This is a genomic window from Sutcliffiella horikoshii, from assembly GCF_020524325.1.
Taxonomy (GTDB): Bacteria; Bacillota; Bacilli; order Bacillales; family Bacillaceae_I; genus Sutcliffiella_A; species Sutcliffiella_A horikoshii_D.
In genome coordinates this window covers 123,353-147,172 of the sequence record NZ_JAIVKY010000011.1, presented here as the reverse complement: position 1 = coordinate 147,172, position 23,820 = coordinate 123,353, and the positions used below count along the sequence as shown (strand labels likewise).

The window sequence follows — 23,820 nt, the reverse complement described above, 5'->3', positions numbered from 1 at the left end:
TCTTCTATGGGAATCGTTATGTTTCGAAACGCGACCGTCTATCCCGTCACATCACCCCCAATTTACAACGGAGATGTGATTACCGAAAATGGCAAAATAAAGATGATTGGCAAAGGATTAGCAGTCCCTGAAAATGGGAAAGTGATAGAATGTAAGGAAAAATTTTTATTCCCTGGATTTATTGATGTGCACACCCATCTTGGCTTATATGATGAAGGAACCGGGTGGGCAGGAAATGACGCCAATGAAACAGTCGAACCGTTGACTCCGCATATTCGTGCGCTCGACGGTGTCCACCCTTTTGATCCTGGTTTCCAAGATGCCATCCAGTATGGAATCACAACCGTTCACATCATGCCAGGTAGTGCGAATGTTATTGGTGGAACCACCTCGGTAATCAAAACTCATGGTGTCAACATTTCCAAAATGATCATTCAGGAAACTGCAGGTCTCAAGGTTGCGTTTGGAGAAAATCCGAAGCGCATTCACAGTCAGGGCAATAAGGATTCCATTACACGTATGGGGATAATGGGCATGCTTCGCGAAGCCTTTTATCAAGCAAAATATTACGACAATCCCGAAAACCTTCGGGTAAAGCCGATTGTAATGGCACTTGAACAGAAGATTCCTGTTCGCATCCATGCTCACAGGGCGGATGATATCATGTCTGCTGTCCGTTTTGCCGATGAATTCAATCTACGCTTTACGATTGAGCATTGTACAGAAGGACATCTAATCGCAAACGAATTGCGAGGACGAAACATGAAAGTCTGTGTTGGTCCCACAATGACAAGGAGATCCAAGATTGAACTAAAAAACAAGAACTGGAGAACCTATCAGGCATTAGCAGAAGCAGGTGTTGAGGTATCCATTACAACAGACCATCCTTACACCCCTGTCCAATACTTAAACATGTGTGCGGCATTGGCAGTGAGGGAAGGTTTAGATGAACAAAAAGCACTAGAGGGTATCACCATTACTGCGGCTAAAAACCTTAGTGTTTCTGACCGGGTTGGGAGTATCGAAACAGGAAAAGATGCCGACTTGGTACTATGGTCACATCACCCGTTCCAATTCCTCGCAAAGCCTGTCATGACAATGGTTGAAGGTGAAATAATTTACCAAAAAAATTAACAAAAAAGTTGTTTCTTTTTTAAATAAAATCGAGTATGATACGTAGGTAAACAAAATTAAATCAACTAACAATTTGTGTTTAAAATGTTAGGGAAGGCAAATGGTGCGCCACCAGTTAAACTGGTTCTAGTGGGTTCGATTCCCACCCCGAAATTTTTTGTAATTTAAAAAATTTCGAGGGTGGGCCAGTCTTCACGTGAACGTGACAGTTCTGCCCTCAATTGGAGGGTTAGACATGCTCAAAAAACGTGATTTCCAAGAATCTCAAACTCTTTATGAGTTAATGGTGCACCCTGAAGTCTTCCCTTTTGTGCGTCATAAAGCGTATTGCTACGATGAGTTTCTTTTCCTTACAAAACAGACTATCGAAGCAGAAGAACGCGGAGAATTGATTTCACGTACCATTCTTGATGAGTGGGGCACTCCAATTGGAACAATCAATCTTTTCGACGTGCAAGACGGAGCTGGCTTCCTAGGCACTTGGCTAGGCAAACCATACCATGGCAAAGGCTACAATCAGCCTGCCAAAGATCAATTCTTCGAGGAACTATTTTACGAACTCGATATTCAATCCATTTTCATGCGCATCCGCAAGGTGAATGTTCGTTCTACCAAAGCTGCTGAAAAGCTACCTTATGTCGTTTTGGCAAACGAAACACGCAAAAGCCTGTTGGATGAAATTAACGGCGGAGAAGATATATACAACCTGTACGAAATCTCTCGCGACCAATATACACTATACAAATTGCGCACAGGACACGAAGTGCTGCATGAAGAGCATCAGTTAAAAGAAGCATAATAATTTTGCGTCTGCCCTATGTTATTGGGCAGGCGTTTTTAGTATATTTTCCCACCTTTTAGCCAAAACTGTTGGTATGCAGATAGTAAGGAGGGATTCTTGGTGAATGATAAAAAGCGTCGTGAAAAAACGAAAACTACATTGAGCAAAACACAGGAAGTTACCTACTCTCGTGAGTTTAAGATGGCAGACCGAGTAGGCGGATATACGGAGAGACGCAGATAGAATAGTTCTTGACTTGGTTGACCCTCCCTTTAGGGTTTTTACGCTCTAAGGGGAAGGGTTTTTCATTTGCAGAGGCACGTTCGTAGGACTTGACTTGCTCGATTTTTGAATCGGACGATTATTGACCATAATCGGGCGATAATTAGATTTTACGGGCGACTTTTAAGATTTACGGGCGATTTTTTGGAGGAATCGGGCGAAAATTTAAAATTACGGGCGATTTTTGAGAAAATCGGGCGATTCGCAAAAAATCCCACATTCTGTACAGCTACAAATATCCCGTCCGCCTCTTCCTCTCCAACATCTCCCTCACATCACCCTCCTCTTCTCAGGTTAACCTATTCAAGAAGGCATAAAGGACTTAAAAGCGCTTGTACCTTATGTCTATCGCATTTTCTTAGGAGGGTTTCGAATGGGACGTTCACGCGGACATCAATCTGGTGGCAAGAACAAATCATCACTTCCACAAGTACCTAAGAACATGAAAAAAGCTGCACAAGATGCAGAATTCGCGAACGAGCAGCATGCGGATAATGAAATCCTAGAAGCACAAGCTCGCGCATCAGCAGCTGGAATTAAACGGAACAGCAAGAAGGATACCTTTAGATAGTTCCACATTGCCGGGCTTGATTAAACCAGATCATGCCCGGCTTTTTATCAACAAAAAAGCACTTACCCTCCGGTCCCATATGCTTTGAAATATCATCTTAAGTAGTTCAGATAATGTGGAGAAAACATAAAATTACAACCCAAAATACATACGTTTACGCAACGTAAATAGCAAGTGAATAAAAATACAATTAACACAACACAACAAAAAGCTTGGGTTATCCCAAGCTTTTTGTTAATGAATGTGTTGTTCTTATTTAATTATAAGAGCGTTACTTTAATAAGACATTTCTTTACAACTTCTTTTTTTGATACTTTTTAACAGCTAAATCATATCCTTCATTAATAAACGGTTTAATTTTTTCAAAAGTGTCTTCAGATGGACTTAATACAGATATCCAAGACATCCACCCATAAACAGGATGAGGTAATATCTCATCTACAATTGAAAAGTCATAATCCATTTCAACAATATTCCCAGCAGTAGGACGTTGCGGTACGAAACCAAACAATTCAATAAACGAAGTTTTTTTAATCCCTAAATTTAAGCGATATACATCTTCCCTATTTAAGTTAGAGGCTTTGTCGTTAGGTCCATCTTTGTCCTTGATTGTTAGTATGTATATTCCCTTGGCTAATTTCAAGTCAGGATTATAAAATATTCCTTGTTCACCCCAATTGTTATTTACAACTGTACCTGTGTAAGTGTTTTGTACAAATTTAATAATTTCCTCTCTTTTCATTAATACCTCCATCTTCAAAATCCCTGCCTCGTTAGTTCTAATAAATAAATTTTCACAATCTTTAAGTGTATTTTACCATATAATGTTATAAATCCTTGATTTTTTTCGCAATAGACTGATACACAACAAATTACAAGTAAAATAGCACCCTAATTCGAACAATGACAATAGCCATTGTCAAGTTGTTATTATGGGTGCTATTTCTTATGATATTTTGTTGTGAATATCTTATAAAATGTTGATATATCAATAAAAACAGTCCTGCTATTTCCCATGTTAAAAGGTATGATATTTTATGTTCTATTTGCGATGTTTCTCCACAAAAACCGAACTACTTAGTAACATCTCACGTTGCTTTTCCATTCAACTTCATTCCATTAATGAGCCGCTGCATGACCGCCATCCCTTGTCTTTTGTTCGTTTCCACCGGTACGTTTCATCTTCCGCTCTTCCATTTTCTCTTTGATATATCTAACCGCAAAGCGATCTAGCCCGTAGAAGGTAGCTGCTGTGCCTGCTGCAATTAGTAAAATCGCTATTGTATATAATACGGGGTTTGTGCTGACTGTTCCGGCAAGCAAGAAATTCAGGTTCATGAAGGCCCCTGCCAACAGTGCCGGCAATGTTGCTAAGCCAAGTATGAGTGCTACCCCCACCAGCACTTCACCCCATGGGATTAGGATGTTGATTAAACCAACATTAGGCAACGCTACATCTTCAAGAAATCCTGCGTACCAACCTTGTACCGCTGGGTGCGCTCCTTCTGCTTTTACGATTGCGCCATGTAAAAATCCTTCTGCATCAAATGTTCCTATTTTCGGCAAACCGGCCTTCAGCCATTGTACCCCCAACCAAACTCTTAAAACTGTCCAAAGAATTGCCATTTTCGGTCCACGTAACCATTTCATGATTTACTCCTCCTACAATTCAGTTTGTGAAGTTTTTCACAATAACCTGTAAAAAAATTTAGCCGGCAAGCTCTTACTTTTGCTTTAGAAAGTTTGTGAAGTTTTTCACTTACTTTCTATCTTTACTATACAACCATTTACTATCATTTACAATGGAGTTCACAAATTGTTCGCAATATTTATTTTGTTAACAAAAAGTACAACCTGTTATACCACTATAAACAAATTATTTAATTCTGAATAGTATTTTGTGGATAAATTTTCAGAATGTTGTTGATAATGTGGATAAACATGTGTATATCCCGTCTATCATGGCAATTGACTGTGCACAACTGATTAGAAACGTGACTTTAGAACCATAAAACTTCAAGAATCACATTAATCAATTCCTATACTGAAATAACTCTTATCTTTTCCAAACTGATTGATATTAACTACTCACAACGATTAAAATAAAGATACTACGATAAAGCGAGGTGTGGCACATAATGAGCAACTATGTCATTGGATTGGATATTGGCACCTCCACGACCAGATCTGTCATTTTTAATAGAAACGGAGAAGTGGTCTCTGAATCAGAGCAAGCCTATTCTACTTATCGCCCGAAGCCTAATTACTCTGAACAAAATCCTTTGGAGATCGAGAGTGCTGCGCGTCATGCCATCTCCACTTCTATCAGTAAAATAAAAATCACTCAAGACGATATTATTGGTCTAAGCATTTCTGCTCCTATGCACAGTATAATTTGTATAAATGAGTATAACGAACCGATTTCTCCCGTGATTACTTGGGCTGACGGAAGAAGCTATCCCCAGGCTGCCATCATGAAGGAGTCTTACGGCCAGGACTTATATGAGCAAACAGGGACCCCCATTCATCCCATGTCACCTTTTGTGAAGCTTGTATGGATGAAAGAGAATCAATACACGCCATATTATGAAGCAACACGCTTTGTTTCTATAAAAGAATATATCTTATACAAATGGTGCGGGACATGGCAAGTGGATTATTCCATTGCATCTGCAACAGGGCTTTTCAACATCCATACACTCCATTGGGATGAAGAAGCACTTGCCATAGCAGGTATCAATGAGTCCCAGCTCTCCAAAGTGGTTCCCTGTACAACACAAGTTGGACCACTTAAGGCTGATATTTCAAAAGAATTGCTTCTACATACTTCTACCCCCATTATCATCGGAGCCAGTGGCGGTGTGCTTGCCAATATCGGTGTCGGCGCTACAGAGGATGGAGAAACTGCCTTAACAATTGGTAGCAGTGGGGCTATTCGAAGATTCACCACAAAAAAAACAATTGACCCTGAACAACGAACCTTTCAATATGCGTTCACGAAAGAAAGTCGTATTGTTGGCGGTGCAACGAATAATGGTACAATTTTGATGCATTGGCTTGCAAGACAATTCTCTTCCTTAACCAAAAAAGAAACAGTGGAAGTATCAGATCTCGAGGCTCTTGCGGCAACTTCAAGCGCAGGGGCTAACGGGCTATTTTTTCTGCCACATATGAATGGAGAACGTGCTCCAAAGTGGAACGCTAAAGCAAAGGGTGGCTGGATGGGCCTCACCCTCTCGCATACAAGTGCTGACATGATTCGAAGCGTGATGGAAAGTGTAATCTTTAATATGTATGAGATTCATGAGACTCTTCACGAAAAAGAAAATCCTACTAAAAAGCTGATGGTCAGCGGTAGCTATGCTCGTTCGCCTTTATGGGTACAGATGACAGCAGATATTTTTCGCAAAACTGTCATTTTACCAAAAAGTACACATGCTACGGCGTGGGGCGCTGCCTGGCTTGGCATGTTTGCACTAGGAGAAGTGGAATCCCTTGAAGCCATTAAATCCTCCATTCCAATTAAGCATGAGGTATTGCCGACAGTCCGAAATGTGGCCATGTACGAAGAATACTACCACCTCTACCGTGAGTTATATAATAAAAACAAACCATTATTTGCAGAAATCGATCGTTTGCAATACTGACTATAAAAGAAAGAGCGAGCAGCCATTGATGACTGCTCGCTCTTTTGTTTAAGCTTTCGCTTGTTCTCTCTTCCTAATACTAATCCCAGTAAAACCATAAAACAGGCTTAATAGCGGACTAACCAAGCAAAAGAGGGCAAATGGCAAGTAATCCAACACAGGCACTTCAAGCACCCCTGCCATGAACACACCACTTACTCCATATGGAATTAATGGGTTAATGACGGTTCCTGCGTCCTCTAGTACTCGAGCTAAGTTTTTAGGTGCAATTCCTTGTTTCTCATATTCCTTTTCAAAGGCTTGTCCAGTCAAAATGATGGACATATACTGCTCTCCAACTGTTACGTTTACTCCAATTGCTGTTGCAACGGTGGCAAAAATCAATTTTCCAGTGGACGATACAAATGATTGGATCATGATTAGTAAGCGTTCCATTATACGTAACTGTTGAATTAATCCACCCATGCTTAGGGTAAGTAATACAAGGGATACCGACCACATCATGCTTTGGATGCCACCCTTGGTCAGAATACTGTCTATCGCTTCGTCCCCTGTTGCCCCGGTATATCCATTTTGCATCACATCCATAAGTTGGCTAACTTGAACGCCTGGCTGAAGAACGAATGCCATCACAGAACCAACGATAATGCCGACTATCATGACAAAAATGGCAGGGACACGTTTAAGCGCTACTCCAAACATGACAACAGCAGGGATTAATGCCCAAATACTTACCATACCTTCCTCTTTTAAAACCTTAGGCAACTCTGCAAAATCTCCAATCTGCCCACTGCCATTACCTATAGAGAGGATTCCGAATGCCACCAAACAAATGAGCGTTGCCGGTATGGTTGTCCATAGCATGTGACGGATATGCTCAAACAAATCGACCTTGCATACCGCAGAAGCTATATTCGTTGTATCTGATAGTGGGGACATCTTGTCTCCTAACAGAGCCCCCGAAATGATTGCTCCTGCTACAATGGCCGGGTTAAACCCCATGCCTGTTCCAAGCGAGATAAAGGCTACTCCGACCGTCGCGGCAGTAGTGAAAGAGCTACCGATGCTGATCCCGATTATTGCGGTAATAATAAACACGCTCGGAAGGAAGAATGAAGCGGAGATGACCTGGCCTCCGTAGTAGATAAACGTCGGGATGGTACCAGACAACATCCACACCCCAATTAAAATTCCAATTAGAATAAATAATAAGATGGGGGTAAGTCCTTCCTTTAATCCATTTTTCAAGCCTGTTTCAATAAAATTCCAGGAATGGCCTTTGACTATGGAAAATAAAATTAAGACCACTATACTCACAAAAATGGGTATTTGAGGCTCTGCTTTGAAGATAAATAATGATATAGAAATGATAGCGATTATGCTTACTATTAAGCTAAGAGCTGCAAGTCCGCTAATGTGTGTTTTTCCTTTTTGTATTTGCTGCTCCATGATGTTCCCTCCAATAAAAAGTAAGATTGCCTACCTATTAATTTGCACTAAAAAAGCTTCTTCATCCCCAAAACAAGGGACGAAGAAGCTCCGCGGTACCACCCTAATTGGCAAAAATAATGATTGCCCACTCATCTGTAATGATAGCTATAAAATAATATGTATTGTACTTCATCTTCACTACACCTGGATTTTCACCAACCATCCAGTCTCTTTCTGCTGCAATAATGAAAACTACTTTTATACATAGCCATCAATCTATTTAACTACTAAGCTCTACTCGGCTAAATTTCGCTAACACACTTAAACGCTTAAACGCTTTTAGGTGTTAAAGTGTTGTTATTAAGATAATACATATTTTAACCCTTGTCAACAAAAAAATCCTCCTGCACTGAGCTTAGGAGGATTTTTCATTTTTTAAAGTGTTGGGTAAACGAATAACAAAGCTGGTCTTGTCATCATCCGATCGACAATATATTTCCCCATTATGCTTTTCGATTAATTTTTTGCAAATATACAGACCTATGCCTGTTCCTAAATCCTTGGTAGTAAAGAACGGCTCAAAAATAGCGTGGATCGCTTCTTCTTCAATTTTTGGTCCGTTATTAGTAATGGATAACTCGGTAAATGCCCCATTTTCCACACATACCACTGAAATGGTTCTTGGTCCTTCCTTTATCTGCTGCAACGCATCGATAGAATTAATAATCAAGTTCAGAAAAACCTGCCTTAATTCATCTTTATTTGCAACCATGTTTATGGATGGATCAATGTCGAGTTGAATGACCACATCTCCGTCTAATAAACTAGGATATAAAAATTCTACTAATTCCTGCAACAGGAAGGACAGATTCACTTCTTCTCTCTTACTCTCAATCAATTCTTTTCTAGAAACATGTAAAAATTGAGAAATACGATAATTTAGCTGGTCCAGTTCATGGCGCATAATCTCCAAATACGGATGATCAGGAAGTTCGTTTTGCAAAAGCCTCGTGAACCCGATAACAGATGTTAACGGGTTTCTGAATTCATGGACAAAACTTGAACTCATCTGCCCAAGGATAGTAAGTCTCTCTTTATGTGTTTGGTTAATATATAGCTCTTTTTCTTCCAACTGTTTTTCTTTAATTTGCGTGTACTTTCTAACTGCAAGGTAAGAAAACTTATCAAAAAGGGCATTTATTTGATCAATGAAAGGTTGTAGTTCCTCACTTGGAAGGCCTGAATTCCACACCCACTTCACCACCTCACTCCTGCCCGTGTTCACATTGAAAACGAACTCGCTGATGTTTACATTAGCTTGGACTCGTTCATGCGCCGTCTTGTTTGCGAGCTGGATGATTTCTTCCTCAGTCAAAGGATCTTTAATGGCTTTTTTTATAAGCTGATACATTTGCCTGCCGTTTCGCTCTACTTCTTCCTTGTATATGTCATCTTCCGAAATAACACTATTATTTCGCCAATTCCGGATAAATTGATCGTGATTTTCTTCTAAAAACAAAATGAGTTTCTGAGCAGCGTCCATACTTGCCAGCCACCTTCTACGTTATTTTCGGATAATCTATATCTATCATAACAGAAAATTAATGTAGAAGATAAAATATTCTGAACGTCAATGTCGTTAGTTGTATACTACTTATTTTTCATCATGGAGAAAGGACATTTACCTTCCATAGGCTTTGCATCGTCTCCAATAAAATATTGTTTCCATTCTCGATGATCTGGATCTCCGTAATGACTGATATTAGGGTGTGTTGGGAGCTGATCCCATTTCTCCACTCGCTCCCTTACCTTCTCACGTGACATGATACCACCCTTAGACGTACCTTCAAGTCCTTCAAATATTCTCCTTGGCTGAAACCCCAGAATAAGACTGTTTCCTAAATCTCTAGTCTTTCTCTGCTTGTAGGCAGGAGCATTCCCAAAGACAAAATACGGCTCCTCTGCAAAAGAAAAGGCCCACAGGTGATGATCTGGGTCTGTAGGATAATCTTTAGGCCATGGCTGGTCGTCTTTCATATGTAAAAACTGCAAAATATCCCAGAAATACTCCCGATAGTATGGTATAGTTTTTTCTTCTTTCTCTGGCTCCACAAAAAGAAATAGACCATGTCGAACGAGTGGTTTCTCTGAATCAAACAGCGCGTTAAATTCTTTTAAAGTATCCGGCAAATGGTTCCAATTATCATGACTAATATAGGAATAGCGAAGTTCCCCTTTTTTCTCTGCACTCATTCCAAAATAACAAGGAAATGTTTTATTTGTTACAACTTCCCGGAAATTTTTATATTCTTGCACAACCCATTCGGGTACAATTTTCTCATTTGTCATATCTTCCTTAGTCAGTAACTTACCTTTGGTGGAACGAACTGCGGTTTCCATTACATCACCTCTAGAGTTAGTAGTTAAAGAACCTTCCTAACAAGCAAACTACCCTAAAACCTACCAGACAAAACATGGCCAAGCATTCACGCAAAATATGTTCGGGAAAAGGTTTTATCTCTTTAAGAAAAGGGTATTAATATGTGGGGTGTTTACAATTTTAGAAAGATAGAGGAGAAAAGGATATGGGCATACTGATTGTCGATGATAACCAAGTAAATTTATTCGTTATAGAAAATATCTTAAAAAGAGCGGGATATAGAGATTACTTATCCTTCACTTCAGCAAATGAAATGTTTGCATATTTACATAATGATTATTCCGCGTCGCCTAAAATGCCCGTTGATATTATTTTAATGGATATCATGATGCCTGAAATTGATGGTATTGAAGCGTGTAGAACTCTCCAGACTATTCCACACCTGAAAGACATCCCTGTCATTTTTGTAACGGCACTAGAAGATTCTAATAAAGTAGCAGAAGCATTGGATGCAGGTGGCTTGGATTATGTAATGAAGCCAATCAACAAGACAGAACTTTTGGCGCGTATCCGGGTGGTCCTTCGACTGAAACAGGAGAAAGACAAAAATAAAAAGCATGCAGAAAAGATTAAAAATCAGTTGGATCTCTCACAACAGGTACAAAACAGTCTTCTAAGTGAACCCATCATCGAAGACAGATTTGTTGTGAAAGCCTCCTATATTCCTGCTTATAAACTGGCAGGAGACATGTACTATTGGTATAAGATAGACAATTCGAGATATGCGGTCATACTGCTAGACATGATGGGACACGGAATTTCTGCTTCCTTAGTATGCATGTTCATTTCTTCTGTACTGCGAGACTCTATCAGAGGATGTGCAGACCCTGAATTCGTTATCAGTGAATTGAATCGATGGATGCATGCGCTGAATTTACGCAATCAGCAGATTCCATATTATTTTACAGCTATTTACCTTGTCATCGATACAAATGAAAAATCAATGGAATATGTAAATGCTGGGCATCCCGCTGGTTTTGCTCTCATTGATGAAGATGAAGTAGTGGAGCTGTCTAATCGAACATGCGCCCTTGGGTTCTTCGAGAACGTGGATGTTAAAAAGACAAAGATCACTTACAAAGATTCTGTTCAAATCATGCTTTACACAGATGGTGTGGTAGAGACGATGGAAAAGGTGGGTATGAACCAATACCCTCAGTTCATTAAATCTGCGTCAAAACTCTGGGATCTACCAAATATTCCAGAACCTATTAATTTAATCTTACCTGATGACATGCGAAAAGGAGCATCAGACGATATGTGCGTTGTAATGATACAGGCAAGATAATAAACTTAGAATAGAATTATACAGTTAATATAATCCATTGATTGAAGTGGAAAGCGCGCAGACGCCCGCGGGAGGAAGGGACAGGTGAGACCCCGCAACGCAGTGAGGAGGCTCACGGACCGCCCGCAGGCAAGCGAAGCGCTTGGAAGGGAAATCAATGTATTTAGATAACCTAAATATAAAAAACGGAGAGCAGGATTAGTATCCTAGCTCTCCGTTTTTTTGCGGTATATCTTATCATACAAGTCAAACTCTTCAAAACCAGGATGTGCATCAAGACGCAACGCTTCTTTGCTCCCAAGCCCCAGGAAACCTTCAGCTCCAAGACTCTCCTGAAACAATTGAATCACATTATGCTGCAGCTCCAAGTTAAAGTAAATCAATACATTACGGCAAATAATTATATGAAACTCATTGAAAGAACGGTCTGTCACAAGATTATGCTGTGCAAATACAATTCTATTCAACAAGTCTTCATTAATGTAAGCAAACTGATGATCAGAATGATAATATTCGGAAAAGGCCGTTTTACCGCCAGCTTGCATATAATTTTTCGTATAGGTCTTCATTTTGGATAGAGGGATGACTCCCTTTTGTGCTTTCTCCAGTATCTTCTCATTCATGTCGGTTGCATAGATTTTCGACTTATGCCCAATACCCTCTTCTTCCAAAAGGATAGCCATGGAATAGGCTTCCTCTCCAGATGAGCAGCCTGCATGCCAGACCCGAATTTCCGGTAAATCTCTTAAAAGAGGAATTACCTTTTCTCGGAAGGATAAGAAAAAGGAAGGATCCCGGAACATCTCTGTTACATTGATAGAGAAATCATCTAATACTTTTTTCAAAAACACATCGTGGTGTATCACTTTTTCTGTTAACTGAGTGATGTTTTTCAACCCTTCCAGCCTTAATCTATTTTCCACTCTTCTCATAATGGAAGACATCATATATTTTCGAAAATCAAATCCCGAAAGCCGATAAACTGCGGTTAAGAATAAATCTAACTCCAAGTCTTGCTTGTCCACTTGTAATCTTGCCTCCAAAATCTCGTATCTTGCAAAAAGGGACGGCTACTTGTATCCAACATATCGTAACCGTCCCTTTTGTCTATAACCTAATTTTTCGCGACCCAAACTCGCATCGCAGATAAAAGCTGATCTAGTTTAAGTGGTTTGCTGATATAATCCGAAGCTCCCACTTCCAGACATTTTTCTCGATCACCTTTCATCGCTTTCGCTGTGAGGGCAATGATTGGAACGTCTTTATGTCTTTCTAGATTACGAATCGTTTTGATAGCTTTATAACCATCCATGACCGGCATCATAATATCCATTAAAATAATATCTACATGCTCATTTTCATGCAGAATATCCAGGCATTGCAAACCGTTTTCTGCTGTTAATATGTTCATATCCTCTTTATTCAGGGCATTGTTAAGGGCATAGACATTTCGATGGTCATCATCTACCACCACAACCGTCTTTCCTTTCAGGATATTGGAAATGTCATCCTCTTTTACTGTTTGCGGCTCTCTGATGACTTCTTCTTTACTCGCCATATCTAGAACCATGTTTTCCTCTTCTAACAACTCTGTTTCGGTAGTGGATGCTACTTCTTGCCAAGCTGCCTCTACTTCTTTCAATTGAGGCATACCTTTTGGCAGGCTAGGAATTAATAGAGTGAATACACTCCCTACTCCCTCTTCGCTTTCCACAAATACACTGCCTCCCAATAGGTTGGAAAATTCCTTAGAGATGGAAAGGCCAAGTCCGGTTCCACCGTACTTTCTCATAGTCGCTCCATCGCCTTGATGGAATGCTTCAAAGATGAGGGACTGTTTGTCCTTGGAAATACCTATTCCAGTATCTTCCACGGAAATCTTCAACCAAGTGTCTGCCTTTACATTGACATTCGCTCTTAGAATATCCCTTTTTGGAGCCTTTTCAATCTTCACGGATACTTTCCCTTGTTCGGTGAACTTAAAGGCATTAGAAAGTAAATTTTTAACAATTTGTTGAAGACGCTGTTCATCAGTAAAAAACACATCCGGTAACTGATTGCCTCTAACAATTTCGTAATCAAGTTTTTTATGCTTTGCAATATGGGTGAATTGGAGTTCCAATCGGTTGATGAACTCTTCCACATTCACTTCTCCAAACATCACTTCTAGCTTTTTCACTTCGACCTTAGAAAGATCCAGGATATCATTGATTAGATTCAGCAGATCCTGACCAGAAGAATTGATGACACGAGAGAATTCCCTTTGTTCATCTGTCAGCTGGTCTTCCGGATCTTCTGCCAACATTTCGGATAAAAGTAGAATGCTATTTAGTGGTGTTCTAAGCTCATGGGACATATTTGCTAGGAACTCTGATTTATATTTGGAACTAAGTTGAAGCTGTTTCGCTTTTTCTTCAAGCTCGGTTTTCGCTTTTTGAAGATCTGCGGATTTCTGCTCTGCATCACGAGAGCGTTCTTCAAGCTGTTCATTAATCATACGAAGCTCTTCTGACTGGGTTTGTAGCTCTTCTGACTGAGCCTGCAACTCTTCAGATTGAGATTGGAGCTCTTCTGTCTGCGCTTGTGATTCAAGTAGCAGACGCTCAACTTCCATTCTTCCTAAAATGTTCGTAATAGCAATACCAAGCGTTTCGAGCACTTTATTTAAAAGTTGACGATGTGTCTCTGTAAATTCCGTAAGTGTCGCCATTTCAATGACAGCAATAACTTCATCTTTTATGATGACAGGAGCAATGATTATGCTCTTTGGTTTAATATGGCCTATTCCTGTCGTTATGACGGAATAACCTTCAGGGACATCTTCAAGGATAATCACCTTCTTGTCCCAAGCACACTGCCCTACCAATCCTTCACGAAGCTTATATGCTTCTCCACCAATATCTTCTGCACCGTCGGCATATGTCGCAATTTTTCTATACGATTCTTCTTTTCCTTCTCCATCCAACAGATAAAAAGCACCAAGCTTTGCATCCATGAGAGGTGTCAAGGTTGCAATGAACTTTTCTGCAAGCGAGTTTGTGGAAACATTTCGGTGGTACAAATTAATAATATCTGCAGAGTTTTTTTGCACCCAATTCTGTTTGCCGATTTCTTCTGTGAACTGTTTTTCCTTCTTATGATAAGTTTCAATCGAAGAAGCCATCGTATTAAAAGCGACCGATATTTCTCCAATTTCATCCTTAATATCTGTGCTTAGTCGTGGCATAGCAGAAAGGTCCTTATAGTTAATATTCTTTATTCCATTTTTCACTTCATCCAAGCGACTGTTGGTGCTTCGAATTACCCATAGCGTGGTTACGACTATTACTATTAACGATAGAATAACTGCGGCTATCATTATAATCGTAAGGTTTTGATAGGTTTCATTTGCGGTAGATAACGTATCTTGCATAAACGACTCCTGCAAATCTTTAAAATCTGATATGTCTTGCAGAAGTGCTGATCTTGTATCTAGTTGAGAGACATAGATTTCTTGCAGGTCTTCATTTGAAGCACCATTATTAATTTCGGTAACAATTTGTTCCTCCATATTCCAATAGGAGTTGTAACGTTCTTGGATACTATTTATTAACGCTTTTGTTTGGCTCCTATCTAAAACAGCTTCCAATTCTAGGATGTTGGTCCTTGCGGCTTCTCTGTTTTCTGCCATACTTTCTAGGTTATCAGTAATATCCTCCTCGGCATCCCTATTGATAACAAACAGCAGCTGTCTGTCTGTTTCATAGAACAATTGCCTTATATCAGTTGCTTTGTTTACTTTGTAATACCTGTCCTCTACTATTTCCAGCATATTTGTCTTCATGGAATTGGTCATTAATAAAATTACAGATAATAGCAAAACAAGCGAAACTACTGTAATTCCCAACCCGACAAATTGTTTTTTCTTAAAGCTCACCGCAACTCCCACTTTCATTTGTTTTTGATGCTAAACACGTACACATATATATAAATTAATTATACCATTAAGAGAAAAGGATGGTCGAATTTGGATACTCGATATAGAAGTATAAATCCATTTCTTAGAATATACAGTGACATATGAACTAGTCAATAGGTTAATTTTAACATTGTGTGTTTCCAAATATTTTCTACTACTCTCAATTTACTAACGGAATTATATCGGCCATCTTACCGAAATAAAATTTGATTCTGCAAAGAGCAGGCCTGCTCTAAAGTAAAAAAAGTACTACTATATTACTTATACCTGTGAATACGAAACTACCCTAGGAACCAGGTCCAAAATCCTATATAAGGAATCGGCCCTTTCTTCTTTATATATCCTTTGATGACAATGGGAGAAATAATTTAATCCCTCTTTTATTAAAGGGTAATACTTTTAAATCGGCTACGAGGTGGCTTATATAGGAAACGGTGCATGTTAAGAATACTCCGTCGATAGAAAGAGATTGTTCTAACTTTAAAGCTATGTAAGCGAAAAATGCTGCACCAAGTAAGGAGTGGGTATAACTTCTGTGGGACACCAAGGAAGCTATTATGATATAGACACCAAAAAGTATCACCCACATTTGTTGCAGGGAAACCCCTCCGAGTATTACCCCTGCACCAGTGATGGTCAGCATATGTCTTTGTTTTATTAAGGAAGAAATAAGAATCATAAGCACTCCAATTCCTATTCCCCTCAACTTTTCTTCTAGGGTTCCTTCATATAAACTGTATAGGATCATCATTGTTCCTATGATTTGAGCAATTAACCTCGTCACTTTGTGGGATAACGTTATTCTTCCACGAAGTTTCCCGTCAATATCTAGGTCTGGCACAAGGCCAGATATGGTCCCCAAGCTGACTAAAATAAGAGTGGTAGTCGAGGTTGTGTGCAACGTGTTTGCTACTGCGAAACCTGTAGCTGCCCCTATGGCTGCATGTGCAGTTCCATTCATGTTTTGTTTCACCTCTGTCTGACGTTCTGAATTGGTGATGAGTTGGGATTTTTGAAATCTTCGGTTATGCAACATCACATTTTAGCTATTTTACAAGAAAACATGTGTTCTGTTCAGGTGCAAAAGTCCTGATTGTTAGGGTCTGGGGACTGAGGTTGGGGGTATGTTCGGTTGTTTACATCTTTTTAGGGGAGTGGAAATTGCGAATCGCCCTATTGTACCTGTAAATCGCCCGATAATCGTAATTATCGCCCGTATATTGAGATTTTCGCCCGATTCCTCGCTATATTCGCCCGATTACCTTTAATTTCCGCCTGATTTTCCGTTCATATACCCCTTACAGGTATCCATCCCCCCCCTCCCGTAATACTAAACTCTAATATAAAAAGACCCTCCATGTAAAAGTGCAAAAGGGTCTCTAACTCATTCCATTTTTCTTTAAAAAGTGCTCCACAAGCTCAGTATGATCACCAAGGTCCTTCTTCCCTTTCTCACTGATCACATATGTTCCCCGTTTTATCCGTTCGAACCAGCGATAATAGTTCTTTGTTAAAATGGAAGAGGTTTTCTCGCCAGTTCCTAAATTACGCAAAGCCTTTGGCGATAGAGGACCATACTTCTCAAGATAACAGGCAATTTGGACGCAGTTCTCTTTATAAGCAGTTCTAATTTTTACTCGGCTGCTGCCACCGAGATTGACATCAGATGAACGACCGTCCATCTCTTTGACCAATGCATCACGCTTCCGTTTATTTTGACGCATGCTTCGGGCTCGGTCGAACGGAACTGGATCAAATATAACCTCCACTCGCTTGCCTCGCCCACTGAATGACACCACAATCAAGCCCAGTTCAAGCCGCTTAATTAAATGACACAGATCTGTCCAACGTTTTGAACGCCTGCTAAGAGATGGCTTTGGTATTGCTATATAAACAAGGTCCGTAAGCTTCTGACGCTTCGTCGCCTGAATGAGCAGCTGAACATTTAAAGTCAGCTTTAGCTCTACAACAACAATCGCTTCACCTTTCACCATCGCAATATCGCAGTCGTTGACTTCCCCGTAAACCTCATAGCCTTCTTTCACAAAATGCTTTTGAATAGGCTTATACAAATCTACTTCATACATTTTTTTCTTTTCTGTCATGCTTACACACCAACCTCCCCTAAATGGAAAGAATCTCTCGAATGTCCTCCTCCGTTAAGGATTTTGGAACTCTTTCGTCAGGGTCTATAATTTCTTCTATTAAATGTCTCTTTTTATCTTGCAGTTCGTTCATTTTTTCTTCGATTGTTCCCCTTGCTACAAGCTTTATCACCTGAACCGTTTGCGTTTGGCCCATTCGGTGGGCACGGTCAGCCGCCTGCTCTTCCACTGCAGGATTCCACCAAAGATCATATAAGATAACTGTATCGGCACCTGTCAGGTTAAGACCAGTCCCTCCTGCCTTTAGCGAAATTAAGAAAAAGTCTCTTTCCCCAGAGTTGAACTTTTCACAGCGCTCTACCCTTTCTTCTGATGGAGTTTGGCCGTCAAGGTAAAAGTAGGACAGTCCTTGATAGGCAAGCTCTCTTCCTATCAGCTCCAGCATTTTAGTAAACTGAGAAAAAATAAGCACCCTTCTTCCTGAGCGCTGGGACTCTTCAATCAACTGTAAGAGCATTTCGAACTTAGCCGATCTACCCTTATATCCGTTAACAAAAAGCGTGGGATGACAGCAAATCTGACGTAGCCTTGTTAACCCAGCCAGTATCCGGATTTTATTTTTCCTCAAGGTGTCTTTATTCAAATGCTTCAATGTATCATGTCGGAGCTTTGCAAGGTAAGCCGCATAAAGCTTCTTTTGCTCAGGTAAAAGCTCCACTGACTCGAGACTTTCCAGTTTTTCAGGTAACTCCGAAAGTACATCCTCCTTTACGCGTCGCAGCATAAATGGCCGGATCCTACGCGCAATGGTTTTCCTTGTTAAATTGCTGTATTCCTTCAATCCCATAAACAACTCAGGAAAGACAACATGGTAAATGGACCATAGCTCTTCAAGAGAATTTTCGACAGGAGTCCCTGTTAAAGCAAATTTATAATCGGCTTCCACTCTTTTCACTGCTCGAAACGTTTGAGTAACTGGGTTCTTAAAGGCCTGTGCTTCATCAAAAAACACCGTATGGAACAAGCTAGTAGCATAAAGATTAATATCACGTCTCAACAAAGGATATGAAGTAATGACAACATCCACTTCCTTTAACTGTGAAAAAGCCTGCTCGCGTTCCTTTCGTGTTCCATCTATAATGACAGCCTTAATCTCTGGAGCAAATTTTCCGATTTCACTAAGCCAGTTATAGGTTAATGAGGAAGGTGTAACAATTAATACCGGACATTTTTTATGGCGGACATCAGGTATCTCTGAGAGGATAAACGTGATACTCTGCAAGGTTTTCCCAAGCCCCATATCATCTGCCAAGATTCCACCAAAACCGTAGTGAGCCAATGTTTTCATCCATCTGTATCCATGTACTTGGTAATCTCTTAAGATATTATCCACTTGATTTGGAACCGGAATATTGTCACCACTTGGATTTTGGATTTCGTCCAGAAACTCTCGGAAACTTTCCTCTAAGGAAAATACACCTTCATCTGTTACGGAATCTATCATCTTAAAGCCTTTAATAATAGGCACATTCAAACCCTGTTCTAAATCCTCATTCTGCACTGGATTGGTTTGCAAGAAACGTTGAATCTCTTCAAATTCCCTCGTTTCCAAGGATAGCAATGAGCCATTCTTCAAACGATAATATTTTCTTTTTTCCTCTAATGCACCTAAAAGCTCCCTGATTTGCGATTCTGGTATGCCATCCATTTCAAATTTAAATTCAAGCCAATTGGTCCGTTCTTTTTTTACTCTAATTCGTATTTGTGGTTTAGCTGGTTCCCTAAAAATCCGGTTTCTAATAGCAGTCGTTGCATACACTTGTACAAAACGTTGCAATTTAGGCAGCATATGATAGAGAAATTGATACTCCAGCTCTTCGTTGTGCAGAAAGTATCCTTCTTCCGTACTTCCGAATTCACTGTCCTCCATTAAATCAAGAATCATTTGCTCCTTATCATAATCGCGGATAATCATGGTGTTCATGCGATCCTCTCTTGGATCTAAAGGATTAATCATCACCTGTTCATATTGAAACTCTAAACTTGCTAAAAGCCGGTTTTTCACTCTATCGAGATAGAGTTTTGCTACTAACGGGGTTTTTGCAAAACGTTGGGCGACCTTTTCATCAAGTTCCACTTTTCCAAGTTTTCGTAGGCCCGGCACTACCTTCTCAACAAACATCTGTACCTGATTTAGAGCAATAGGGATGGAGTTTGTCCTTGATGCATCCAACATTCTTTTCAATTCAGCAAGTCGACGGCAGTCATCCGTATCTAAGGAAATAAAGTATCCATCCTTAAAAACTGTATTATATGCTCTGAAGACTAATAAAGTCTTTAGCCCATCAACCTTTAATAGAACCCCATTTGCCTTATCTTCTGTAAAAGAAAAATGAAGGGAAAGGGGCTCTTTTATTAATTTAAAGCCTTCGTATGCTTGCTTATTAAGATGTATGTACACATCTACATGCTGTAAAAGCGGTGCAACTTTTCTAAAGGAGGAAGGTGGAAGAATTAGTGCTTGGGGCAATATCTCCATTTCCTCCATAAATGTTTTTTCATCATCTAGAATGGCTATCAAATGTTGAATAACAGCATCCGCTTCTTTTTTAAAGCATTGAACCTTTGGGTCAAACAAGTCACTTTTCTTTCGATTCTTTATAGCATGTAATAGTTTACGCGGATTTTGAACAACGCTCTGGTTCAACGAAAGCTCTATACTCAGAAAATTATCCTTTTCTTTTACTACTGGTTTTATGGCGAAAGCTACGTCTACCACTTCTCTTTTTTCGAAATGAAGCTGACTGCCACTTGTAGGTTTCTTATCTGCTTGGAATAGACGGAACACTTCTTCTGACAGGTTATGTTGTGAAGAAGTGTTTTCATTAATCGTTAAGAGCACAGCTGCAATATGCTGACATTCTGTTTTTACGGAAGCTAGCTTTGGACAAGTACAGCTTGTATGAAAATCTCCCGATCCATCCGCCGTTACGACAACACGAAATTCCTCAGAGGTCGTAACAACAGCAACACACCTATCGTTAGTCCATTCCTCTATTTTCACTTTATCCGCTCTTCGAAAGGCCTCCCCGCTTTTTAGGGAAACAGAACCACATCGTTCTTGGATGAGTTTTTTATCTACATTTATGTTCATGTGGTGCTCTCCTTTCCGGGTGGTTTTCGACTTTCTAAAGTAGATTGTAACACACAATAAGAAGCACAGCCCCTTAGTCTGGCAAGCTGTGTCTCCGCTCTTCTATATACTTCTTAAACTCTTCGATTTCATATCATCAACCGCTTCGTTCATTCTTGCAAGGTCATAGATTCCCTTCATCAGAAAGAATTTGGCTACAAGATCTGGTATATCATTTCCGGATAAGGAATATCCTGCGGCACCAAGTAGGTCTTCTGTTTCTTCTTCATCAAGTCCCAATGCAAAAGCCAGTGCCAGAATCGTTGCTTTTTTGGGACGATACTCTGCGTTGGTTCTTATTTTAGAAAAGTGTTTTCTGTCCAAACCGGCCTTTTTATATATCTCCGCATCTGTTCCGCCATTGCGGTCCATATACTGAAACAGGACTTGTTGCAAAGTCGGCTTCTTATTGTTTTTAATGAACTCTTCAATCTCAAACACATCACTATTTTCATGTAGAATAGGTGATTCTTTGTAGCAGCTGTATTCTTTTTTCTCAAGCACATCATGAATTTGATGCTGCCAAATAAATTGTTCGAGTTCCTCCAAAAACTTCTTATCTACCATTCCCCTACCTCCAAATGTCGCTTTGAAGGCGACCATTTTATGGATATTGTTAGCTATTATTATAGCATGAAGGAGGATGATAAAAATGAATAAAAACTTAACTGAGATTATTTTTCTATTGGACAGAAGCGGGTCAATGGGTGGCCTGGAAAAGGACACGATTGGAGGATTTAATTCATTTTTAGAGAGACAATGTAGACACGAAGAAGAAACTCTTGTCACCGCGGTACTTTTTGACGATGAGGTTGAAACTCTATGGAACGGTGTGGATGCGAAGAATGTAACATTAACAAGAGAAGACTATTACGTTAGAGGCACTACCTCCCTTTTGGACGCAATCGGAAGAACTATCCTGGATGTTGGAAACCGTTTGTCACGTACTGAGAAAGCCTCAAGGCCAAGGAATGTAATCTTCGTCATTACTACTGACGGTATGGAAAATTCAAGCGTAGAGTTCACTTATCCGAGAGTAAAAGAGTTAATTCGCCACCAAGAAGAAAAATACAGTTGGCAGTTCATCTTCATGGGGGCGAACATAGACGTAGCAAAGGAAGCAGAAAGCTTAGGGATACAGGAGGATCAAGCATTTAACTTTGAAGCTACCAACAAAGGCGTGGAGATGATGTTTGAAAATGTTTGTGACATCATTTCTGAGAAAAGGATGCAAGTGAAAAAATAGATTATATGTAGGACAGAACAAGTCAAAAGAGAACCCGTCCATGTATATTTAATACGGGTTCTCCCACTCTTTTCTACTATTTGGTAGCTGTGGAAAGTAACTCTTTCATCCCTATCCATAGCTCTGTTTCTTCTATGATTCCTGCCATTTGAAGAAGTAAGTCTTCTTTTCCGCGACCTGCCATAAACTGGACACCTACTGGGAGACCCTCCTTTGTCACATGTACTGGTAACGACATAGCCGGCTGCCCAGTCAAGTTTGCAAGCTGCGTGAAAGGAACTCTTTTTAAGCTTTCTTGTACAAGTTGTTCCACAATACCCATTTTCTTTAGGATAGCAGCAGACCCTAATTTCCCCGTCACTTGCAGAGCAATACTCTCAAGCGGCTTAAGTTTGTGATCTCCAATTTTTGCAGGAGGAAAGGCAGTGGCAGGTGTTAAATATAAATCATAGATATCATGAAATTCTTCCATTGCATATGCTGCAACATCCCATTCCCTCATATTGAGGACGAATTCTTGCGCAGACATGGATTTACCTATGAGGGCAAGCAGCCAGGTTGCAGGCTCCACATCATTTAAAGTAGCTTTCCTTCCAAGGATCTCCTCTAGGGTAGAAACCATGGCGCTAACTTCTCCAAAGTAGAGGGAAAGATAACTTGTGGCAACTCTCTTCCCATCTATTGGTGCATCTTTCTCTTCAAGACTGTGACCTTCGGACTCTAGATATTTTAAAGTTTTTGTGACTGCCTCTACACAATCAGGATGAACTTCTGTACCAATTGGCGATTTTGTAGAGTAAGCAATACGGAGCTTTTTCTCTATCGGTTGTTGAATGATACCCAAGAAACTTCCGCTATAGTCTGGGATCGAAAATGCTGCTCCTTTCTCAGCTCCCTTTAACTCATCTAAGACTGCTGCGCTATCTCTTACGGTCCTTGTCAACACATGCTCAACTGCCGCTCCCTGCCAAAACCGACCAAGCTGCGGACCTACAGGTGTTCTTCCCCTTGTAGGTTTTAACCCAAATAGACCACAGTATGCAGCAGGAATACGAATGGAACCTCCTCCATCATTTGCTCCTGCGATTGGTACCATCCCTGATGCCACCGCTGCTGCAGAACCCCCACTTGAACCTCCAGGGGTATGAGTTAGTTTCCATGGATTTTTTGCAGGACCGTATACAACAGGTTCTGTTATTGCCATTAAGCCAAACTCTGGGACATTTGTTTGTCCTATAAACAGAAAGCCGCTCTCTCTTAACCGACTAACATATTCGGAGTCCGTCTTTGATCTATATTTGCTTAGAGCCTTAGATCCTAGCGTTTTCGGTTCACCTTTAATTTCCTGCCCTATATCTTTTAATAGTATAGGTACTCCTGCAAACTGCCCTGTTGGAATCATCTCTGTTGCAGATCTTGCCTGTTCGTACATCGTATGGATAACCGCATTCAGTTGGGGATTTTGTGTCTCAATTTCACTGACCGCCATTTCTAACAGTTCAATAGGCTTGACTTCTTTCTTTTCTACCAATTCTGCCAGTCCAAGTCCGTCATATTTTTTGTACTCTTCCCTCTTCAACGTTTATCACCTCTTTATACTCTATTCCTCAATATAGGTGAATAAACCTCTGTCTAATAATCAATAATATTTCTATTTTTCAGATGTAGATTTCACGTTCAACACCAAAGCCCACCCTCCAACATAGGCTAAATGACACAGATATATTTTTTACATCTTAGGCTT

19 protein-coding genes and 1 other annotated feature are annotated in these 23,820 nt (G+C 40.1%); of the genes, 7 read left to right on the top strand and 12 right to left on the bottom strand.

Translation table 11 applies throughout. The features are described from left to right. The first annotated feature begins 6 nt into the window (after positions 1 to 6). The 4 genes from LC091_RS17320 to LC091_RS17305 all read left to right on the top strand — a co-directional run bounded on the left by LC091_RS17320 (position 7) and on the right by LC091_RS17305 (position 2,768). Positions 7 to 1,134 carry an amidohydrolase gene (locus LC091_RS17320; RefSeq protein ID WP_226683282.1) on the top strand — a complete coding sequence of 376 codons (1,128 nt, stop codon included), beginning with the start codon at positions 7 to 9 and terminating at the stop codon, positions 1,132 to 1,134. Between the two features lie 235 nt (positions 1,135 to 1,369). Continuing rightward, entirely contained in the window at positions 1,370 to 1,933 is a 564-nt protein-coding gene (locus LC091_RS17315; RefSeq protein ID WP_226683281.1) for a GNAT family N-acetyltransferase, read from the top strand. Between the two features lie 102 nt (positions 1,934 to 2,035). After that, positions 2,036 to 2,158, top strand: coding sequence for a YfhE family protein (locus tag LC091_RS17310; RefSeq protein WP_226683280.1), 123 nt, complete (start codon positions 2,036 to 2,038; stop codon positions 2,156 to 2,158). A gap of 412 nt (positions 2,159 to 2,570) precedes the next feature. Beyond that, the gene (locus LC091_RS17305; RefSeq protein WP_088017384.1) at positions 2,571 to 2,768 is read left to right on the top strand and encodes a YfhD family protein; all 198 of its coding nucleotides are present in this window, start codon (positions 2,571 to 2,573) and stop codon (positions 2,766 to 2,768) included. 292 nt (positions 2,769 to 3,060) lie between these two features. On the opposite strand, the gene LC091_RS17300 is transcribed toward LC091_RS17305, so the two are convergent. Beyond that, positions 3,061 to 3,510: a DUF6194 family protein gene (locus LC091_RS17300; protein ID WP_226683279.1), complete on the bottom strand. Its 450-nt coding sequence runs from the start codon at positions 3,508 to 3,510 to the stop codon at positions 3,061 to 3,063. 377 nt (positions 3,511 to 3,887) lie between these two features. Continuing rightward, positions 3,888 to 4,418 carry a DoxX family protein gene (locus tag LC091_RS17295; RefSeq protein WP_226683278.1) on the bottom strand — a complete coding sequence of 177 codons (531 nt, stop codon included), beginning with the start codon at positions 4,416 to 4,418 and terminating at the stop codon, positions 3,888 to 3,890. A 488-nt stretch (positions 4,419 to 4,906) separates the two neighbouring features. Here LC091_RS17295 and LC091_RS17290 point away from each other — a divergent pair, with 488 nt between their 5' ends. After that, complete coding sequence (locus LC091_RS17290; protein WP_226683277.1) at positions 4,907 to 6,415, top strand: gluconokinase; 1,509 nt, start codon at positions 4,907 to 4,909, stop codon at positions 6,413 to 6,415. Positions 6,416 to 6,463: 48 nt separating this feature from the next. Here the strand turns inward: LC091_RS17290 and nhaC are convergent, their stop codons facing one another. The 3 genes from nhaC to LC091_RS17275 form a co-directional block, all read right to left on the bottom strand. Continuing rightward, positions 6,464 to 7,864: a Na+/H+ antiporter NhaC gene (gene nhaC, locus LC091_RS17285; protein WP_226683276.1), complete on the bottom strand. Its 1,401-nt coding sequence runs from the start codon at positions 7,862 to 7,864 to the stop codon at positions 6,464 to 6,466. A 72-nt stretch (positions 7,865 to 7,936) separates the two neighbouring features. Next, positions 7,937 to 8,118, bottom strand: a binding site (T-box leader). A 143-nt stretch (positions 8,119 to 8,261) separates the two neighbouring features. Then, positions 8,262 to 9,389 carry a sensor histidine kinase gene (locus LC091_RS17280; RefSeq protein ID WP_226683275.1) on the bottom strand — a complete coding sequence of 376 codons (1,128 nt, stop codon included), beginning with the start codon at positions 9,387 to 9,389 and terminating at the stop codon, positions 8,262 to 8,264. A 107-nt stretch (positions 9,390 to 9,496) separates the two neighbouring features. Next, the gene (locus LC091_RS17275; RefSeq protein ID WP_226683274.1) at positions 9,497 to 10,246 is read right to left on the bottom strand and encodes a YqcI/YcgG family protein; all 750 of its coding nucleotides are present in this window, start codon (positions 10,244 to 10,246) and stop codon (positions 9,497 to 9,499) included. A 185-nt stretch (positions 10,247 to 10,431) separates the two neighbouring features. Between LC091_RS17275 and LC091_RS17270 the strand changes: the two genes are divergently transcribed. Continuing rightward, positions 10,432 to 11,574: a SpoIIE family protein phosphatase gene (locus LC091_RS17270; protein ID WP_226683273.1), complete on the top strand. Its 1,143-nt coding sequence runs from the start codon at positions 10,432 to 10,434 to the stop codon at positions 11,572 to 11,574. Positions 11,575 to 11,780: 206 nt separating this feature from the next. On the opposite strand, the gene LC091_RS17265 is transcribed toward LC091_RS17270, so the two are convergent. From LC091_RS17265 to LC091_RS17240, 6 genes are all read right to left on the bottom strand, one after another. Further along, positions 11,781 to 12,617 (bottom strand): CheR family methyltransferase, encoded by an 837-nt coding sequence (locus tag LC091_RS17265; RefSeq protein WP_226683272.1) that lies wholly within the window; start codon positions 12,615 to 12,617, stop codon positions 11,781 to 11,783. A gap of 71 nt (positions 12,618 to 12,688) precedes the next feature. Beyond that, positions 12,689 to 15,490, bottom strand: a complete 2,802-nt coding sequence (locus tag LC091_RS17260) for a hybrid sensor histidine kinase/response regulator (protein ID WP_226683271.1) — start codon at positions 15,488 to 15,490, stop codon at positions 12,689 to 12,691. Positions 15,491 to 15,866: 376 nt separating this feature from the next. After that, on the bottom strand, positions 15,867 to 16,493 hold the full coding sequence (locus LC091_RS17255; RefSeq protein WP_226683270.1) for a metal-dependent hydrolase: 627 nt from the start codon (positions 16,491 to 16,493) through the stop codon (positions 15,867 to 15,869). Between the two features lie 418 nt (positions 16,494 to 16,911). Further along, a complete protein-coding gene (locus LC091_RS17250) occupies positions 16,912 to 17,637 on the bottom strand; it encodes a DUF2161 domain-containing phosphodiesterase (protein ID WP_226683269.1) in 726 nt (241 codons plus the stop codon). Positions 17,638 to 17,656: 19 nt separating this feature from the next. Beyond that, positions 17,657 to 20,791 (bottom strand): DEAD/DEAH box helicase, encoded by a 3,135-nt coding sequence (locus LC091_RS17245; RefSeq protein ID WP_226683268.1) that lies wholly within the window; start codon positions 20,789 to 20,791, stop codon positions 17,657 to 17,659. Positions 20,792 to 20,893: 102 nt separating this feature from the next. Next, positions 20,894 to 21,397 (bottom strand): helix-turn-helix domain-containing protein, encoded by a 504-nt coding sequence (locus LC091_RS17240; RefSeq protein WP_226683267.1) that lies wholly within the window; start codon positions 21,395 to 21,397, stop codon positions 20,894 to 20,896. 85 nt (positions 21,398 to 21,482) lie between these two features. On the opposite strand from LC091_RS17240, the gene LC091_RS17235 reads away from it, so the two are divergent. Further along, positions 21,483 to 22,076 (top strand): vWA domain-containing protein, encoded by a 594-nt coding sequence (locus LC091_RS17235; protein WP_226683266.1) that lies wholly within the window; start codon positions 21,483 to 21,485, stop codon positions 22,074 to 22,076. A 76-nt stretch (positions 22,077 to 22,152) separates the two neighbouring features. Here LC091_RS17235 and LC091_RS17230 read toward each other — a convergent pair whose 3' ends face one another. After that, entirely contained in the window at positions 22,153 to 23,655 is a 1,503-nt protein-coding gene (locus LC091_RS17230; protein ID WP_226683265.1) for an amidase family protein, read from the bottom strand. Between the last annotated feature and the right edge of the window lie 165 nt (positions 23,656 to 23,820).